Source organism: Campylobacter sp. BCW_6877, assembly GCF_001762445.1.
Lineage (GTDB): Bacteria > Campylobacterota > Campylobacteria > Campylobacterales > Campylobacteraceae > Campylobacter_D > Campylobacter_D jejuni.
This window is the reverse complement of record NZ_MJWW01000059.1, coordinates 165,246-184,012: the sequence shown is the minus strand read 5'-3', so window position 1 is coordinate 184,012 and position 18,767 is coordinate 165,246. Positions and strand designations below refer to the sequence as shown.

18 protein-coding genes are annotated in these 18,767 nt (G+C 29.6%); 15 read left to right on the top strand and 3 right to left on the bottom strand.

Annotated features, from left to right (window positions below; all coding sequences use genetic code 11):
* Nucleotides 1-3: 3 nt before the first annotated feature.
* Genes AJ936_RS08185 through waaC form a run of 3 tightly spaced genes read right to left on the bottom strand, consistent with a single transcriptional unit; the run spans nt 4 to nt 2,598 of the window.
* Complete coding sequence (locus tag AJ936_RS08185; protein ID WP_070274341.1) at nt 4-705, bottom strand: glycosyltransferase family 2 protein; 702 nt, start codon at nt 703-705, stop codon at nt 4-6.
* Nucleotides 702-1,580, bottom strand: a complete 879-nt coding sequence (locus tag AJ936_RS08180; protein ID WP_070274339.1) for a lipid A biosynthesis lauroyl acyltransferase — start codon at nt 1,578-1,580, stop codon at nt 702-704. Before AJ936_RS08180 ends, AJ936_RS08185 begins: the two co-directional genes overlap by 4 nt.
* Nucleotides 1,570-2,598 (bottom strand): lipopolysaccharide heptosyltransferase I, encoded by a 1,029-nt coding sequence (waaC, locus tag AJ936_RS08175; RefSeq protein WP_070274337.1) that lies wholly within the window; start codon nt 2,596-2,598, stop codon nt 1,570-1,572. The genes AJ936_RS08180 and waaC overlap by 11 nt, the downstream gene beginning before the upstream one ends.
* Before the next feature lie 65 nt (nt 2,599-2,663).
* Here waaC and AJ936_RS08170 point away from each other — a divergent pair, with 65 nt between their 5' ends.
* The 15 genes from AJ936_RS08170 to AJ936_RS08100 all read left to right on the top strand — a co-directional run bounded on the left by AJ936_RS08170 (nt 2,664) and on the right by AJ936_RS08100 (nt 18,763).
* Nucleotides 2,664-3,458, top strand: a complete 795-nt coding sequence (locus AJ936_RS08170) for a 3'-5' exonuclease (RefSeq protein WP_044780177.1) — start codon at nt 2,664-2,666, stop codon at nt 3,456-3,458.
* A gap of 57 nt (nt 3,459-3,515) precedes the next feature.
* The gene (galE, locus tag AJ936_RS08165; RefSeq protein ID WP_044780178.1) at nt 3,516-4,502 is read left to right on the top strand and encodes a UDP-glucose 4-epimerase GalE; all 987 of its coding nucleotides are present in this window, start codon (nt 3,516-3,518) and stop codon (nt 4,500-4,502) included.
* A complete protein-coding gene (pglK, locus tag AJ936_RS08160) occupies nt 4,496-6,190 on the top strand; it encodes an ABC-type lipopolysaccharide transporter PglK (RefSeq protein WP_070274335.1) in 1,695 nt (564 codons plus the stop codon). Before galE ends, pglK begins: the two co-directional genes overlap by 7 nt.
* Nucleotides 6,187-7,266, top strand: coding sequence for a GalNAc-alpha-(1->4)-GalNAc-alpha-(1->3)-diNAcBac-PP-undecaprenol alpha-1,4-N-acetyl-D-galactosaminyltransferase (gene pglH, locus AJ936_RS08155; RefSeq protein ID WP_079860816.1), 1,080 nt, complete (start codon nt 6,187-6,189; stop codon nt 7,264-7,266). The genes pglK and pglH overlap by 4 nt, the downstream gene beginning before the upstream one ends.
* Entirely contained in the window at nt 7,259-8,188 is a 930-nt protein-coding gene (pglI, locus tag AJ936_RS08150; RefSeq protein WP_044780181.1) for a GalNAc(5)-diNAcBac-PP-undecaprenol beta-1,3-glucosyltransferase, read from the top strand. Before pglH ends, pglI begins: the two co-directional genes overlap by 8 nt.
* On the top strand, nt 8,176-9,273 hold the full coding sequence (pglJ, locus tag AJ936_RS08145; RefSeq protein ID WP_044780182.1) for an N-acetylgalactosamine-N,N'-diacetylbacillosaminyl-diphospho-undecaprenol 4-alpha-N-acetylgalactosaminyltransferase: 1,098 nt from the start codon (nt 8,176-8,178) through the stop codon (nt 9,271-9,273). The genes pglI and pglJ overlap by 13 nt, the downstream gene beginning before the upstream one ends.
* Nucleotides 9,274-9,276: 3 nt before the next feature.
* Nucleotides 9,277-11,418 carry an undecaprenyl-diphosphooligosaccharide--protein glycotransferase gene (gene pglB, locus AJ936_RS08140; RefSeq protein WP_044780183.1) on the top strand — a complete coding sequence of 714 codons (2,142 nt, stop codon included), beginning with the start codon at nt 9,277-9,279 and terminating at the stop codon, nt 11,416-11,418.
* Nucleotides 11,419-11,427: 9 nt separating this feature from the next.
* Nucleotides 11,428-12,558, top strand: coding sequence for a N,N'-diacetylbacillosaminyl-diphospho-undecaprenol alpha-1,3-N-acetylgalactosaminyltransferase (gene pglA / locus AJ936_RS08135; protein ID WP_070274331.1), 1,131 nt, complete (start codon nt 11,428-11,430; stop codon nt 12,556-12,558).
* Nucleotides 12,551-13,153 (top strand): undecaprenyl phosphate N,N'-diacetylbacillosamine 1-phosphate transferase, encoded by a 603-nt coding sequence (gene pglC, locus AJ936_RS08130; RefSeq protein WP_070274329.1) that lies wholly within the window; start codon nt 12,551-12,553, stop codon nt 13,151-13,153. Before pglA ends, pglC begins: the two co-directional genes overlap by 8 nt.
* Complete coding sequence (pglD, locus tag AJ936_RS08125) at nt 13,140-13,727, top strand: UDP-N-acetylbacillosamine N-acetyltransferase (RefSeq protein WP_032599162.1); 588 nt, start codon at nt 13,140-13,142, stop codon at nt 13,725-13,727. The genes pglC and pglD overlap by 14 nt, the downstream gene beginning before the upstream one ends.
* The gene (locus AJ936_RS08120) at nt 13,711-14,337 is read left to right on the top strand and encodes a hypothetical protein (protein WP_223209410.1); all 627 of its coding nucleotides are present in this window, start codon (nt 13,711-13,713) and stop codon (nt 14,335-14,337) included. The genes pglD and AJ936_RS08120 overlap by 17 nt, the downstream gene beginning before the upstream one ends.
* 93 nt (nt 14,338-14,430) lie before the next feature.
* Nucleotides 14,431-15,591, top strand: coding sequence for a UDP-N-acetylbacillosamine transaminase (gene pglE / locus AJ936_RS08115; RefSeq protein WP_070242913.1), 1,161 nt, complete (start codon nt 14,431-14,433; stop codon nt 15,589-15,591).
* Nucleotide 15,592: 1 nt separating this feature from the next.
* The gene (pglF, locus tag AJ936_RS08110) at nt 15,593-17,365 is read left to right on the top strand and encodes a UDP-N-acetylglucosamine 4,6-dehydratase (configuration-retaining) (protein ID WP_070210816.1); all 1,773 of its coding nucleotides are present in this window, start codon (nt 15,593-15,595) and stop codon (nt 17,363-17,365) included.
* A complete protein-coding gene (locus AJ936_RS08105; protein WP_002861835.1) occupies nt 17,365-18,258 on the top strand; it encodes a PDC sensor domain-containing protein in 894 nt (297 codons plus the stop codon). Before pglF ends, AJ936_RS08105 begins: the two co-directional genes overlap by 1 nt.
* 112 nt (nt 18,259-18,370) lie before the next feature.
* The gene (locus AJ936_RS08100) at nt 18,371-18,763 is read left to right on the top strand and encodes a chemotaxis response regulator CheY (RefSeq protein ID WP_002870513.1); all 393 of its coding nucleotides are present in this window, start codon (nt 18,371-18,373) and stop codon (nt 18,761-18,763) included.
* Nucleotides 18,764-18,767 lie beyond the last annotated feature (4 nt).

The following is an 18,767-nucleotide window of genomic DNA, read 5'->3' as shown; positions in this document are numbered from 1 at the left end:
CTCCTATTTAATATATTTCCAAAAAGTATATTGTGCATAAAGCTTTGCTATGATAAAACCTCTTTTGCCTTCTAAAAAACCTAATTTTACAAAATAAAGTTTAAAAAAAGTCCAATAAGGATTTATTAAAGCTTTAAGAAGGTTATTTTTTTTAGGATTTAGACTTGAGTATTTGTTTTGCTTATCTATAAATTGCTCGATATTTTCATAAGCATAATGTAAAAAATGATGTTTTAATTTCCCTATTTTTTCTTGACAGATTATGCTTTCATGAACTTCTCTTTCATTAAATTTGGCATATTTTTTATGAAATAATCTTATGTTATAATCAGGATATAGCCCCATTTTTGTTATTGCTTCTCCAAAGAAAAAATTTAATCTTGCTACTTTGTATGCTTTAAATGATGGATTTTTGATTATTTGCAATACTTCCTCTTTTAATTCTTCAGTAAAAACTTCATCACTATCTAAAACAAATATCCAGTCATTATTTGCTTTTTCAACTCCAAATTGTTTTTGCTTTCCAAAACCAAGCCAATCTTGATGGAAAATTTTCACATTTTTAAAAGCTTTTGCTATTATTAAACTATCATCCGTGCTTCCGCTATCTATTAAAATAATTTCATTAGCAAAATTAACACTTTGCAATACTTCTTGAAGATATTTTTGGCTATTAAAAGTTAGTATTACTATTGAAATATTCATGAGTATATTCCTTGATTATAACTAGCAAAGCGTCTATGGAAAAAAAAGTATTCCCAAGGTCTTTTTTTAATCATTTCTTCGCAACTTTGTGCTTGATAAAGTGTCAGTTCTTCTAAACTTGCATTTTGAGAATCTTTTGCTTTAAAAAACTCTATGCAAAATTTACTATCTTCTTTATAGGCATAAACAGGGATGATTAAAGCATTGCTTCTTTGTGCGATAAGGCTTGCTCCTATTTGATAATTCACTTCTTTGTTAAAAAATTTCAATCTTACGCTTTCGTTTTCTACGCAGTCTTGATCGGTTAAAATTCCTAAAGTTCGCCCCTTTTTTAGAGCACTTAGCATTCGTCTTAACCCCCCTTTTTTGTCAATAAGCTCTATGTCAAATTGGGTACGATTTTTACTTAAAATTTCATACATAACTTCGCTTTTTAACTTTTTCCCCACTATAGAAATCGCACCATATTTAGCTGCATAAGCAAGGCTTAAAATTTCCCAGTTTCCATAGTGTGCAGTTGTGAAGATAATAGGACGCTTTAAAGCTAGAGCGTCTGTAAGTAAATTTTCATTGATAAATTTTACTTTATTGAGAATTTTTTCTTTGGTAGTGTTTTGATTTTGCAAACAATCAATTCCAAATTGAGCAAAATTTTCATAAATTTTCAAAGACAATTTATCGCGTTCTTTTTGAGTGTATTGAGGAAAACAGATTTGCAAATTTATATCGATGATTTTGCGATGTTTTTTGTTAAGATGAAAAGTGATTCTTGCCGCAATTAAAGTTAAAAAATGCAAGATACAATCAGGCATAAAAGTAACAAAAAATTTCAAAATATAATAAAGACTAAGATATATTCTATCGCTATTTTTCATTAAGTAAGCCTTTGGCAAGTTTGAAGATATCTTCTTCTTCTATGCGCGTGATACAAAAATCACTTTTATCGATATGCTTGGCATTTTGGATTTTTTTACCTGCGTCAATGATTTTATTGATATGAGTTTGAAAAGCATTGCGGTAGCTTGGTGTTGCTCCAAAAATCGTAATAGATGCTTTGTTTAAAGCAAAAGCTAAATGTGTTGGACCGCTATCATTTCCTATGATTAAATTCATCATTTTTGTAAAAGCCATTAGCTCTTCAAGACTGAATTTTGGCGCTAATTCTATATGTGTTTCATCAATACCACTAAGATTTAAAACCTCTTTAGCAAATTCATATTCTTTTACATTTCCCCAAGCGAGCCAAATTTTTGCTTGTTGAAATTCATTGATTAAAAGTTTGCAAAGTATAGCAAGTTTGGTTTTAGGATAGATTTTATTTTCTACGCTTGAACCTACATGTATGAGTATGTTTTTTTCGTTTTTATCGAGTTTGAGTTTATTGTTTAAGAGTTGTTTTAAATTTTCATCTACGCTAAAAATATCTTGTTTAAAGGCTAAATTTTTGACATTAAAATCAGTATTTAACATAAAGGAGGTAAGACTTAAGTATCTTACAAATACATTTTCATTGTAATCTAACTCAAGTTTTTGGTTATAGAAATTATGAGCAAAACTTTCTTTAAGGCTATTTTTATCAAAACCAAAATTATTTCTACTTAAAATTCGACTTACAATAGCAGATTTTATAAGCCCTTGTAGATCTATTACTGTATTATAGTTGTTTTTTCTTGCTTTAAGAAGAATTTTTAGGCTTTTTAAAATTTTTTTGTCTTTTAAGGGCAGGGCATAGAGTTTGTCTATTAAAGGATGATTTTTGAGTATGCCTTCAAATTTTTCATCTACAAACCAATGAATTTTTATATCTTTTTTAAAATTTTTGACAAATTGCAAAACCACGGCACTTTGGATAATATCACCAAGTGCTGATAAACGAACAATTGCTATTTTCATTAAAAGCCTAATATTTTAAAATTTTTGCTATGATTTTAGCGAAATTATTTAAAAAAAGGTTAAAAATGGCAAAAAATGAAGGTTATATTTGTGTTTTTGATTGTGAGAGTGTGCCAGATGTTGAGCTTATCCGCAAAACTTTAGGTTTTGAAGGAAGTGATTTAGAGGTAAGTTTAAAAGCACTTCAGTGGCAAAAAGAACAAAGCGGAAGTGAGTTTTTGCCTTTGCCTTATCATAAAATCATCAGTATTTGTGCGGTTTTAAGCGATAATTTTGGAAAATTTATCAAAGTAAATAAAATTGATGGGCAAAATGAAAAAGAAATGATTGAGAATTTTTTTAATTTTATAGAAAATTATGAGCCAAAATTAGTCAGTTTTAATGGTAAAAATTTCGATATGCCTGTTCTTGTTTTAAGGGCTTTAAAATACAATTTAAAAGCAGCAACTTATTTAGATACCCAAAGTGATAAATGGAATAATTATAAAACAAGATTTTCAGAATTAAAACATTGTGATTTATTGGAATCCTTAGGTTCTAATGGGCGTGGAATAAAGCTTGATACACTTTGTTCTATGGTGGGTTTGCCAGGAAAATATGATGTACATGGCGATGAGGTAATGAAACTTTTTTATGAAAATGAACTTGAAAAAATTCACGAATATTGTGAAAGTGATGTTTTAAACACCTATATGCTTTTTTTAAAATATGAACTTATTAAAGGTAATGTTAGTGAAGAAGATTATGTTGATTTTCTTTCTTATATGAGAGATTTTTTGCGTGCAAAAAAATCAGATCGTTCTTATGCAGAAGTTTTTGCAAAAGCTTGTGAGAATGAAATTTCAAAAGTTCAATCTTAAGTATTTAAGAAAATATATTAAAATTTATTTTTGACATTTTTAAAAAAAGGAATGATGATGAAAATTCTTATTAGCGGTGGCGCAGGTTATATAGGTTCTCATACTTTAAGACAATTTTTAAAAACAGATCATGAAATTTGTGTTTTAGATAATCTTTCTAAGGGCTCTAAAATCGCAATAGAAGATTTGCAAAAAATAAGAGCTTTTAAATTTTTTGAACAAGATTTAAGTGATTTTCAAGGCGTAAAAGCATTGTTTGAGAGAGAAAAATTTGACGCTATTGTGCATTTTGCAGCGAGCATTGAAGTTTTTGAAAGTATGCAAAATCCTTTAAAATATTATATGAACAACACTGTTAATACAACAAATCTCATCGAAACTTGTTTGCAAACTGGAGTGAATAAATTTATATTTTCTTCAACGGCAGCCACTTATGGCGAACCACAAACTCCTGTTGTGAGCGAAACAAGTCCTTTAGCACCTATTAATCCTTATGGTCGTAGTAAGCTTATGAGCGAAGAAGTTTTGCGTGATGCAAGTATGGCAAATCCTGAATTTAAGCATTGTATTTTAAGATATTTTAATGTTGCAGGTGCTTGTATGGATTATACTTTAGGACAACGCTATCCAAAAGCGACTTTGCTTATAAAAGTTGCAGCTGAATGTGCCGCAGGAAAACGTGAAAAACTTTTCATATTTGGCGATGATTATGATACAAAAGATGGTACTTGCATAAGAGATTTTATCCATGTAGATGATATTTCAAGCGCGCATTTAGCAGCTTTGGATTATTTAAAAGAGAATGAAAGTAATGTTTTTAATGTAGGTTATGGACATGGTTTTAGTGTAAAAGAAGTGATTGAAGCGATGAAAAAAGTTAGCGGAGCGGATTTTAAAGTAGAACTTGCCCCACGCCGTGCGGGCGATCCTAGTGTATTGATTTCTGATGCAAGTAAAATCAGAAATCTTACTTCTTGGCAGCCTAAATACGATGATTTAGAGCTTATTTGTAAATCTGCTTTTGATTGGGAAAAACAGTGTTAAAAAAACTTTTTTTTATTTTAAGCAAGGAAGATAAAAATTTTTTATTTTTCTTGCTTGTTTTTTCAGTATTTGTTTCTTTTATAGAAACTTTTGCAATTTCTTTGGTAATGCCTTTTATCACTTTGGCTAGTGATTTTTCTTATTTTGATCGTAATAAATATTTAATCAGCCTAAAAGAATATCTTAATATCCCTGTTTTTGAAATCATTGTTTATTTTGGAGTGGGGCTTATTGTTTTTTATGTATTTAGAGCTTTGTTAAATGCGTATTATTTTCATCTTTTGGCAAGATTTTCTAAAGGACGTTATCACGCGATCGCTTATAAGGTTTTTTCTAAATTTTTAAATATTAATTATGAAAAATTTACTCAAAAAAATCAATCTGAAATTTTAAAGTCCATTACAGGAGAAGTTTATAATCTAAGCACTATGATTTCATCATTTTTACTTTTGATGAGTGAAATTTTTGTAGTGCTTTTGCTTTATGCTTTAATGCTTTTGATTAATTATAAAATCACTTTATTTTTAAGTATTTTTATGGTGTTAAATGCCTTTATTTTAGTGAAAATTTTAAGCCCTATCATTAAAAAAGCAGGACTAAAACGTGAAGAAGCGATGAAAAATTTCTTCGAAATTTTAAATACAAATTTAAATAATTTCAAATTTATCAAGCTTAAAACCAAAGAAGATGGAGTATTAAGCCTTTTTAAAGCACAAAGTGAAGCTTTTTCTAAAGCAAATATTACCAATGAAAGCGTAGCTGCGGTGCCTAGAATTTATCTTGAAGGAATAGGTTTTTGCGTACTTGTTTTTATCGTGGTATTTTTGGTTTTGAAAAATGAAAGTGATATTTCAGGTATTTTATCCACGATTTCTATTTTTGTTTTAGCGCTTTATCGCTTAATGCCAAGTGCAAATCGTATTATCACAAGTTATCATGATTTGCTTTATTATCATTCTTCTTTGGATATTATTTACCAAAATTTAAGACAAGAAGAAGAAAATTTGGGCGAGGAAAAATTAAGCTTTAATCAAGAGCTTAAAATTTGCAATCTTAGCTTTGGTTATGAGGGAAAAAAACATTTATTTAAAAATCTTAACTTAAACATTAAAAAAGGCGAAAAAATCGCTTTTATAGGGGAGAGTGGTTGCGGAAAAAGTACCTTAGTAGATCTTATCATAGGACTTTTAAAACCAAAAGAAGGGCAAATTTTAATTGATGAGCAAGAATTAAATGCAAGCAATGCAAAAAATTATCGCCAAAAAATAGGCTATATTCCGCAAAATATCTATCTTTTTAATGACAGCATAGCTAAAAATATCACTTTTACAGATGCGGTTGATGAAGAAAAACTTAACAGGGTTATCAAACAAGCAAATTTAGAGCATTTTATAAAAAATTTACCTCAAGGAGTGCAAACAAAAGTGGGCGATGGGGGGAGTAATTTAAGCGGGGGGCAAAAACAACGCATAGCCATAGCAAGAGCTTTATATTTAGAGCCTGAAATTTTAGTGCTTGATGAAGCAACTTCTGCGCTTGATACTCAAAGTGAAGCAAAAATCATGGATGAAATTTATAAAATTTCTAAAGATAAAACCATGATTATTATCGCACATCGCCTTTCTACGATAACGCAATGTGATAAGGTTTATCGTTTAGAACACGGTAAGCTTAAAGAGGAGAAATGATGAAAATAAGCTTTATTATCGCAACTTTAAATTCAGGAGGCGCTGAGCGTGTTTTGGTAACCTTGGCTAATGCACTTTGCAAAGAGCATGAAGTAAGTATTATTAAATTTCATGCAGGAAAATCTTTTTATAAGCTTGAAAATGAAGTTAAAGTTACAAGTTTAAAACAATTTAGATTTGACACATTTTATCATAAAATCGCAAGTCGTTTTAAGAAATTTTTTGCTTTAAGAAAGGCTTTAAAAGAAAGTAAGGCTGATGTTTTTATTTCTTTTTTGGATACGACTAATATTGCTTGTATTGCTGCGAAAATAGGGCTTAAAACTCCACTCATTATAAGTGAGCATAGCAATGAGGCGTATTTAAAACCTAAAATTTGGCGTTTTTTAAGAAGGGTAAGCTATCCTTTTTGTGATGCTTTAAGTGTGCTTGGAAGCAGTGATAAGGTGTATTATGAAAGATTTGTAAAAAGGGTTAAGCTTTTATTAAATCCTTGTCATTTTAGCGATGAAATTCCTTTTGATTCTAGTTTTAAAAAGGAAAATTTGGTTCTTTTTATAGGGCGTTTAGATCACAACAAAAACCCTGCAATGTTTTTAAAAGCTATAGCGCATTTGGATAAAAATTTGCAAGAAAATTATAAATTTGTTATAGCAGGAGATGGAGAGTTAAGGCAAGAACTTGAATATAAGGTAAAATCTTTAGGAATAAAAGTTGATTTTTTAGGACGCATTGAAAATGTCAAGGCTCTTTATGAAAAAGCAAAAGCGCTTTGCCTTTGTTCTTTTGTAGAGGGTTTGCCAACGGTTTTAATTGAAAGTTTGTATTTTGAGGTTTGTAGAATTTCAAGTTCTTATTATAATGGTGCTAAGGATTTGATCAAAGATAATCATGACGGGCTTTTGGTAGGTTGTGATGATGAAATAGCACTTGCTAAAAAACTCGAACTTGTTTTAAATGATGAAAATTTTAGAAAAGAACTTGTAAATAATGCCAAACAAAGGTGTAAAGATTTTGAAATTTCTCATATCAAAGAAGAATGGCTTAAGCTTATAGTCGAGGTTAAAAATGCCTAAACTTTCTGTTATAGTACCAACTTTTAATCGTCAAGTTTTGTTAGAAAAGGCTATTAAAAGCATACAAAATCAAGATTTTAAAGATTTAGAAATTATTATAAGCGATGATAATTCTAGCGATGATACTAAAAGTGTGGTGCAAAATTTACAAAAAAATGATGATCGCATTAAGTATTTTTTAAATCAAAACTACAAACAAGGTCCAAATGGCAATAAAAATAATGGCTTAGATCAAGCAAGTGGCGAGTTTGTAACTTTTTTAGATGATGATGATGAACTTTTATCTGGGGCTTTAGGCATCTTAATGCAAAAAGCAAACGAAGGTTATGCTCATGTTTTTGGAAATTGTTTGATAGAAAAAGAAGGAAATTTAAGCAAGGAATTTAGCGGCAAGGGTTTGGAAAAAGATAGCGAAATTTCTAAAAAAGATTTTTTAATGGCTAAATTTAGCGGAGAGTTTTTTTCTGTTTTTAAAAAATCTCTACTTGAAAACAAGCGTTTTAATGAAGAATTTTATGGCAATGAAGCCACGCTTTGGGTAAATTTATACAAGGAAAAAAGTTTTTATATTCATAAGGCTTTTAGGATTTATAGGATTTTTAGGCAAGATAGCGTGACTTTAGGGGCGAGTAAAAATGCTTATAGGGTGTATTTGGGATATTTAGAGCTTGCTAAAATTTTAGAAAATGAACTTAGAATGAGTAAGGATAAAGATTATAAAAAAACTTGTGCGAGTTATTATAAAATGGCAGCTTATTATGCAAAACTTGCAAAAAATTATAAAGCTCTTTATAAATGTTTGTTTAAAAGCCTGAGTATAAAAATCAACGCTCCTGCTTTGATATTACTCATTTTAAGTATAATTCCAAATAATATGATTGAAAAATTATCGAAAATTCGGGTGGCTTTATGCAAAAATTAGGAATTTTTATTTATTCTTTAGGAAGTGGTGGTGCTGAAAGAGTTGTGGCGACTTTATTGCCTATTTTAAGTTTGAAATTTGAAGTGCATTTGATCTTGATGAATGATAAAATTTCTTATGAAATTCCAGAGTGTCAAATTCATTTTTTAGAATATTCAAAACCTAGTGAAAATCCTATTTTGAAATTTTTAAAATTACCTTTTTTGGCTTTAAAATACAAAAAACTTTGCAGAAATTTAGGCATTGATACAGAATTTGTTTTTTTAAATCGACCTAATTATATAGCTTTAATGGCAAGAATGTTTGGAAATAAAACTCGCCTTGTGATCAATGAATGCACTACGCCAAGTGTGATGTATGCGAAAAATAATTTTAATTCTTTGGCAAATAAATTTTTAATTTCTTTGCTTTACCCAAAAGCTGATTTAATCTTGCCTAATTCTAAGGGAAATTTAGAAGATTTAGTGCAAAATTTTAGTATAAATCCAAAAAAATGTGAAATTTTGTACAATGCCATCGATTTAGAAAACATAGAGCAAAAAGCCCTTGAAGACATAGCTTTAAAAGATAAATTTATTTTAAGTGTAGGCAGACTTGATAAAGGTAAAAATCATGCTTTATTAATTCGTGCTTATGCGAGATTGAAAACAGATTTAAAGCTTGTGATTTTAGGTGAAGGTGTGCTTAAAGATGAGCTTTTAGCTTTGATTAAAGAGTTAAATTTAGAAGAAAAGGTTTTGCTTTTAGGATTTGATAATAATCCTTATAAATACATGGCTAAATGCGAATTTTTTGCTTTTGCTTCTGTATTTGAAGGCTTTTCAAATGTTTTAATTGAAAGCTTAGCTTGTTCTTGTGCGGTGGTTTGCACTGATCATAAAAGTGGCGCAAGAGAGCTTTTTGGCGATGATGAATTTGGACTTTTAGTAGAAGTAGATAATGAAAACTCCATGTTTCAGGGTTTAAAAACTATGCTTGAAGACGATAAATTAAGAAAAGCGTATAAAAATAAGGCTAAAACTAGGGCTAAGGCCTTTGATAAAGTAAAAATTGCACGCGATGCTTTGAAATATTTATTAGGATAGAAGATGTTGAAAAAAGAGTATTTAAAAAACCCTTATTTAGTTTTATTTGTGATGATTATATTAGCTTATGTTTTTAGTGTATTTTGCAGGTTTTATTGGGTTTGGTGGGCAAGTGAGTTTAATGAGTATTTTTTCAATAATCAATTAATGATCATTTCAAACGATGGCTATGCCTTTGCTGAGGGCGCAAGAGATATGATAGCAGGTTTTCATCAGCCTAATGATTTGAGTTATTATGGATCTTCTTTATCCGCGCTTACTTATTGGCTTTATAAAGTCACACCTTTTTCTTTTGAAAGTATCATTTTATATATGAGTACTTTTTTATCTTCTTTGGTGGTGATTCCTATTATTTTGCTAGCTAATGAATACAAACGTCCTTTAATGGGCTTTGTAGCTGCTTTTTTAGCAAGCATAGCAAACAGTTATTATAATCGCACTATGAGCGGGTATTATGATACGGATATGCTGGTAATTGTTTTGCCTATGTTTATTTTATTTTTTATGGTAAGAATGATTTTAAAAAAAGACTTTTTTTCATTGATTGCCTTGCCGTTATTTATAGGAATTTATCTTTGGTGGTATCCTTCAAGTTATACTTTAAATGTAGCTTTAATTGGACTTTTTTTAATTTATACACTTATTTTTCATAGAAAAGAAAAGATTTTTTATATAGCTGTGATTTTGTCTTCTCTTACTCTTTCAAATATAGCATGGTTTTATCAAAGTGCCATTATAGTAATACTTTTTGCTTTATTCGCCTTAGAGCAAAAACGCTTAAATTTTATGATTATAGGAATTTTAGGTAGTGCAACTTTGATATTTTTGATTTTAAGCGGTGGGGTTGATCCTATACTTTATCAGCTTAAATTTTATATTTTTAGAAGTGATGAAAGTGCGAATTTAACACAGGGCTTTATGTATTTTAATGTCAATCAAACCATACAAGAAGTTGAAAATGTAGATCTTAGCGAATTTATGCGAAGAATTAGTGGTAGTGAAATTGTTTTCTTGTTTTCTTTGTTTGGTTTTGTATGGCTTTTGAGAAAACATAAAAGTATGATTATGGCTTTACCTATATTGGTGCTCGGGTTTTTAGCCTTAAAAGGGGGGCTTAGATTTACCATTTATTCTGTACCTGTAATGGCCTTAGGATTTGGTTTTTTATTGAGCGAGTTTAAGGCTATATTGGTTAAAAAATATAGCCAATTAACTTCAAATGTTTGTATTGTTTTTGCAACTATTTTGACTTTAGCTCCAGTATTTATCCATATTTACAACTATAAAGCACCAACAGTTTTTTCTCAAAATGAAGCATCATTATTAAATCAATTAAAGAATATAGCCAATAGAGAAGATTATGTGGTAACTTGGTGGGATTATGGTTATCCTGTGCGTTATTATAGCGATGTGAAAACTTTAGTAGATGGTGGAAAGCATTTAGGTAAGGATAATTTTTTCCCTTCTTTTGCTTTAAGCAAAGATGAACAAGCTGCAGCTAATATGGCAAGACTTAGTGTAGAATATACAGAAAAAAGCTTTTATGCTCCGCAAAATGATATTTTAAAAACAGACATTTTACAAGCCATGATGAAAGATTATAATCAAAGCAATGTGGATTTGTTTCTAGCTTCATTATCAAAACCTGATTTTAAAATCGATACGCCAAAAACTCGTGATATTTATCTTTATATGCCTGCTAGAATGTCTTTGATTTTTTCTACGGTGGCTAGTTTTTCTTTTATTAATTTAGATACAGGGGTTTTGGATAAACCTTTTACCTTTAGCACAGCTTATCCACTTGATGTTAAAAATGGAGAAATTTATCTTAGCAACGGAGTGGTTTTAAGCGATGATTTTAGAAGTTTTAAAATAGGTGATAATGTGGTTTCTGTAAATAGTATCGTAGAGATTAATTCTATTAAACAAGGTGAATACAAAATCACTCCAATCGATGATAAGGCTCAGTTTTATATTTTTTATTTAAAGGATAGTGCTATTCCTTATGCACAATTTATTTTAATGGATAAAACCATGTTTAATAGTGCTTATGTGCAAATGTTTTTTTTAGGAAATTATGATAAGAATTTATTTGACTTGGTGATTAATTCTAGAGATGCTAAGGTTTTTAAACTTAAAATTTAAGGGTTGAAAATGAGAATAGGATTTTTATCACATGCAGGAGCAAGTATTTATCATTTTAGAATGCCTATTATAAAAGCATTAAAAGATAGAAAAGATGAAGTTTTTGTTATAGTGCCACAAGATGAATACACGCAAAAACTTAGAGATCTTGGCTTAAAAGTAATTGTTTATGAGCTTTCAAGAGCTAGCTTAAATCCTTTTGTGGTTTTAAAGAATTTTTTTTATCTTGCTAAGGTTTTGAAAAATTTAAATCTTGATCTTATTCAAAGTGCGGCACATAAAAGCAATACCTTTGGAATTTTAGCGGCAAAATGGGCAAAAATTCCTTATCGTTTTGCCTTAGTAGAAGGCTTGGGTTCTTTTTATATAGATCAAGGTTTTAAGGCAAATTTAGTGCGTTTTGTTATTAATAATCTTTATAAATTAAGTTTTAAATTTGCACACCAATTTATTTTTGTCAATGAAAGTAATGCTGAGTTTATGCGGAATTTAGGACTTAAAGAAAATAAAATTTGCGTGATAAAATCTGTAGGGATCAATTTAAAAAAATTTTTTCCTATTTATGTAGAATCGGAAAAAAAAGAGCTTTTTTGGAAAAATTTAAACATAGATAAAAAACCAATTGTGCTTATGATAGCAAGAGCTTTATGGCATAAAGGTGTAAAAGAATTTTATGAAAGTGCTACTATGCTAAAAGACAAGGCAAATTTTGTTTTAGTTGGTGGAAGAGATGAAAATCCTTTTTGTGCAAGTTTGGAGTTTTTAAACTCGGGTGTGGTGTATTATTTGGGTGCTAGAAGTGATATAGTCGAGCTTTTACAAAATTGTGATATTTTTGTTTTACCAAGCTATAAAGAAGGCTTTCCTGTAAGTGTTTTGGAGGCAAAAGCTTGTGGTAAGGCTATAGTGGTGAGTGATTGTGAAGGTTGTGTGGAGGCTATTTCTAATGCTTATGATGGACTTTGGGCAAAAACAAAAGATGCCAAGGATTTAAGCGAAAAAATTTCACTTTTATTAGAAGATGAAAAATTAAGATTAAATTTAGCTAAAAATGCCGCCCAAGATGTTTTGCAATACGATGAAAATAATATCGCACAGCGTTATTTAAAACTTTATGATAGGGTAATTAAGAATGTATGAAAAAGTTTTTAAAAGAATTTTTGATTTTATTTTAGCTTTAGTGCTTTTAGTGCTTTTTTCTCCGGTGATTTTACTCACTGCTTTACTTTTAAAAATCACTCAAGGAAGTGTGTTTTTTACCCAAAATCGCCCTGGTTTAGATGAAAAAATTTTTAAAATTTATAAATTTAAAACCATGAGTGATGAAAGAGATGAAAAGGGTGAGCTATTGAGCGATGAATTGCGTTTGAAAGCTTTTGGAAAAATTGTTAGAAGCTTAAGTTTGGATGAGCTTTTGCAACTTTTTAATGTTTTAAAAGGGGATATGAGTTTTGTGGGGCCTAGACCTCTTTTGGTTGAGTATTTATCCCTTTATAATGAAGAGCAAAAATTGCGTCATAAAGTGCGTCCAGGTATAACAGGATGGGCGCAGGTAAATGGAAGAAATGCTATTTCTTGGCAGAAAAAATTCGAACTTGATGTGTATTATGTGAAAAATATTTCTTTTTTACTTGATTTAAAAATCATATTTTTAACAGCCTTAAAGGTTTTAAAACGAAGCGGGGTAAGCAAAGAAGGCCATGTTACAACAGAGAAATTTAATGGCAAGAACTGAAAAAATTTATATTTATGGTGCTAGTGGTCATGGGCTTGTTTGTGAAGATGTGGCTAAAAATATGGGTTATAAAGAATGTATTTTTTTAGATGATTTTAAAGGAATGAAATTTGAAAGCACCTTACCTAAATATGATTTTTTTATAGCCATAGGAAACAATGAAATTCGAAAAAAGATTTATCAAAAAATTTTAGAAAATGGCTTTAAAATCGTTAATCTTATTCATAAAAGCGCGCTTATAAGTTCTAGTGCAAGTGTGGAAGAAAATGCAGGAATTTTAATCATGCCTTATGTAGTAGTTAATGCTAAAGCCAAAATAGAAAAAGGCGTGATTTTAAATACTTCAAGCGTGATTGAACATGAATGCGTGATAGGGGAATTTTCTCATGTGAGTGTGGGGGCTAAATGTGCGGGCAATGTAAAAATCGGTAAAAATTGTTTTTTAGGGATTAATTCTTGTGTTTTGCCTAATTTAAGCTTAGCAGATGGTAGTATTTTAGGTGGTGGAGCAACTTTGGTTAAAAGTCAAGATGAAAAAGGTGTTTTTATAGGAATACCTGCAAAAAGGATGTAAATTGCATTTTAATAACAATCTTGTTGTTCACTATATAGTAAATCCTTCGCCTTTGGGGTGGATTGTCATTAATTTACTAACCATATGTCTAATATGCTACATATTTCCTTTGAAAAATTCTTTAAAACACAAAAAACTTTTTAGTCTTAAAGCAAATGTAAATTCTAAAAATAGTAGGATTGTAAAATATACAGGTATTGCTGCTTTTTTGGGTGGATTAATAGGAATTTGGTATAATTTTGAAGGTTTTTATCAACTTCTTTTTTTCTTTGAATTAGAAAATGAAAATTTAAAAACACTTTGGAGTTTGCAAGTATCAGTTTCTTCTGTGATAACAGGTATGTTATTATTGTTGATGTACGTTATAAATTTAGCAATAGTTTGTGAAAATGGAATTTATATAGTTAGTAAATTTAATCTTTTTTATATGTATTTTATAAAACGAGAAGATTTGGAAATTGTTAAAATAGAAAAAATGAAATTTTTAAATCAAGTTGAAGTTTGTTTTGTTATCAAAACAAAAAATAAAATACTCCTTAAATGCTTTGAAAGTATTTATAAAAAAGAAGACTTAGAAAAGCTTAAAAATTGGTATGAAAACAAGCTTTGACTATAAAAAGAATTTAAATATTTGAATCTTGGTAATTTTTTTTAGATAAAATATATAAGGATAAAAAATTCTGCTTTATATAAAGGATAAAAAATGAGATTTTTTCTTTCTCCTCCGCATATGGGTGGTAATGAATTAAAATACATAGAAGAAGTTTTCAAAAGCAATTATATAGCACCTTTGGGTGAATTTGTAAATCGCTTTGAGCAAAGTGTAAAAGATTATAGCAAAAGTGAAAATGCCTTAGCTTTAAATTCAGCCACAGCGGCTTTGCATTTAGCTTTAAGGGTGGCAGGGGTAAAACAAGATGATATTGTTTTGGCTTCTTCTTTTACTTTTATCGCTTCAGTAGCACCTATTTGTTATCTTAAAGCAAAGCCTGTATTTATAGATTGTGATGAAACTTATAATATTGATGTAGATTTGTTAAAACTTGCTATTAAAGAATGTGAAAAAAAACCAAAAGCATTGATTTTAACTCATCTTTATGGTAATGCTGCAAAAATGGATGAAATTGTTGAAATTTGCAAAGAAAATGACATTGTTTTAATCGAAGATGCTGCCGAAGCTTTAGGAAGTTTTTATAAGAATAAAGCTTTAGGAACTTTTGGAGAATTTGGAGCTTATTCTTATAATGGCAATAAAATCATCACCACTTCAGGTGGAGGTATGCTTATAGGAAAAAATAAAGAAAAGATTGAAAAAGCAAGATTTTATAGCACTCAAGCAAGGGAAAATTGTTTGCATTATGAACATTTAGATTATGGTTATAATTACCGTTTAAGCAATGTTTTAGGAGCTATTGGTGTAGCACAAATGGAGGTTTTAGAACAAAGAGTGCTTAAAAAAAGAGAAATTTATGAGTGGTATAAAGAATTTTTAGAAGAGCATTTTAGCTTTTTAGATGAATTAGAAAATTCAAGAAGCAATCGCTGGTTAAGTACAGCTTTGATTGATTTTGATAAAAATGAACTTAATGCTTGTCAAAAAGATATAAATATCAGTCAAAAAAATATCGCTTTGCATCCAAAAATTTCAAAACTCATAGAAGATTTGAAAAATGAACAAATAGAAACAAGACCATTATGGAAAGCTATGCACACTCAAGAAGTATTTAAAGGAGCTAAGGCTTATCTTAATGGCAATAGTGAGTTATTTTTCCAAAAAGGAATTTGTTTGCCAAGTGGCACGGCGATGAGTAAAGATGATGTTTATGAAATTTCAAAACTGATCTTAAAGAGCATAAAGGCTTAAAATGATTTTTTATAAAAGCAAAAGATTAGCATTTTTTTTAACTTCAGATATTGTTTTAATTTTACTTAGCGTTTATCTGGCTTTTTCTTTGAGATTTAGTGGAGATATTCCGAGTATTTTTTATCATGGTATGATGATTTCTGCTATTATTTTGCTTGTTTTAAAACTTTCATTTTTGTTTGTTTTTAGAATTTATAAAGTAGCTTGGAGATTTTTTTCTCTCAATGAAGCAAGAAAAATTTTTATTGCTTTGCTTTTAGCTGAGTTTTGTTTTTTTCTTATTTTTTATTTTTTTAGTGATTTTTTTAATCCTTTTCCAAGAAGTGCTATTGTGATAGATTTTGTTCTTTCTTATATGTTTATAGGTACTTTAAGAATTAGCAAAAGAATGCTTGTGGATTTTAAACCTTCTAAAATGAAAGAAGAAGAAACTCCTTGTGTTGTAGTAGGGGCAACTTCTAAGGCTTTGCATTTGTTAAAAGGCGCAAAAGAAGGTTCTTTAGGACTTTTTCCTGTGGGTGTAGTTGATGCGAGGAAAGAGCTTATAGGGACTTATTGTGATAAATTTATTGTAGAAGAAAAAGAAAAAATAAAATCTTATGTAGAACAAGGGGTAAAAACTGCCATTATTGCTTTAAGACTTGAACAAGAAGAGCTTAAAAAACTTTTTGAAGAACTTGTAGCTTATGGTATTTGCGATGTAAAAATATTTTCTTTTACAAGAAATGAAGCAAGAGATATCAGTATAGAAGACTTGCTTGCTAGAAAACCAAAAGATTTAGACGATAGTGCTGTGGCGACTTTTTTAAAAGACAAGGTAGTTTTGGTAAGTGGAGCAGGTGGAACTATAGGCAGTGAACTTTGTAAGCAATGTATTAAATTTGGCGCTAAGCATCTTATCATGGTTGATCATAGTGAGTATAATCTTTATAAAATCAATGATGATTTAAATTTATATAAAGAAAAAATTACTCCTATTTTGTTAAGTATTTTAGATAAGCAAAGTTTAGATGAGGTATTAAAAACTTATAAACCTGAGCTTATTTTACATGCAGCCGCTTATAAACATGTGCCTCTTTGCGAACAAAATCCACATTCAGCAGTAATTAATAATATTTTAGGAACTAAAATTTTATGCGATAGTGCTAAAGAAAATAAAGTAGCTAAATTTGTGATGATAAGTACAGATAAAGCAGTGCGACCAACAAATATTATGGGTTGCACTAAGAGAGTTTGCGAGCTTTATACTTTAAGTATGAGTGATGAAAATTTTGAAGTTGCTTGTGTGCGTTTTGGTAATGTTTTAGGTTCTAGTGGTAGTGTGATACCGAAATTTAAAGCACAAATTGCCAATAATGAGCCTTTAACTTTAACACACCCTGATATAGTGCGTTATTTTATGCTTGTGGCTGAGGCAGTGCAACTTGTTTTACAAGCTGGAGCTATTGCAAAAGGGGGAGAACTTTTTGTTTTGGATATGGGTAAGCCTGTAAAAATCATAGATTTAGCTAAAAAAATGCTTTTACTTTCTAATCGTAATGATTTAGAAATTAAAATCACAGGCTTAAGAAAAGGCGAGAAGCTTTATGAAGAGCTTTTGATTGATGAAAATGATGCTAAAACGCAATATGAGAGTATTTTTGTAGCAAAGAATGAAAAGGTTGATCTTGATTGGCTTAATAAAGAGATAGAAAATTTACAAATATGTGAAGATATTTCAGAAGCTTTATTAAAGATTGTGCCTGAATTTAAACACAATAAAGAAGGTGTATAATGTATATAAAAGATATACAAAGATTTGAAGATAATCGCTATCGCGCTAGAGCTTATATGAGTTATATTTTAACAAGAAATTTACCTAATAAACTTCCTGACATTCACCTTGAAACGATTAAAACAGCTTTAGATAAAATAGCTCATGAAGTTGTTGTTTTTGATGCTCTGTATATTTTAGATATTTCAGGCATGCAAATAGAAAATGCAATTTCCTTAAATAAGGCTCATGAAATAGGGCAGGGTGAGGATAGAAGTACTCGTTCTTATTTTTATAGAGCTGTAAAATTAAGACGATGCGTTTTAAGCGATCCTTATCCTTCGGTTTTAAACAACGAACTTTGCGTGACAGCTTCTATGCCAATTTACGATGATAAAAATAACTTGCTTTTTGTTGTTTGTATCGATATCAAGCTTGAAGATATTTTAAGGATTATTCAAGCAGGAAAATTTGAGTTTGTTTTTACTCAATTTAGTCGTTTGGTATATTTTTGTTTCGCACTGGTTTTATTTGTGATTACTTGCTTTTTATTTCAAAAAGGTTTTTTTAGTCTTTTTGATAATCAAGCTATAGGTATAGAACATATGTTTGAAAGTACTATTGCTATAACTTTAGCTTTAGCTATTTTCGATTTGGCAAAAACTTTGATCGAACAAGAAGTATTAGGAAAAACAAAAAAAGAAGAAGGCGGAATTCAAAAAACTATGGTGAGATTTTTAGGTTCTATTATCATTGCTTTGGCTATAGAAGCTTTGATGTTGGTATTTAAACTTGCTATTGGTGATTTTTCTCAGATGATTTATGCGATTTATCTTATCGGTGGAGTGAGCTTGCTTCTTTTAGGTTTAAGTGTATATTTATTTACGGTTAAGTATAAAAATAATAATATTTGAGTAAAATTTTAAATAAAAGATGATATAATGCTATTTTTTAAAATTTTTTAGCTTGATTAATAAGGCTAAAAAGGGTAAAATAAAACTATAAAAACTTTGAAAGGACGAAATTGTGAAATTGTTAGTTGTTGATGACAGTTCTACTATGAGAAGGATTATTAAAAATACCCTAACAAGACTTGGACACGATGATGTTTTAGAAGCCGAGCATGGCGTTGAGGCTTGGGATTTATTAACTAAAAATGAAGATGTAAAAGTTTTAATTACAGATTGGAATATGCCAGAAATGAATGGCTTGGAGTTGGTAAAAAAAGTAAGAGCAGAGAAAAAATATGAAGATATGCCTATTATCATGGTTACAACTGAGGGCGGAAAAGCTGAAGTGATTACTGCTTTAAAAGCTGGCGTAAATAACTATATTGTAAAACCTTTTACTCCACAAGTTTTAAAAGAAAAGCTTGAAGATGTTTTAGGAATAGGAAGTGGAGAAGGTACAGCTGAGTAAAGGC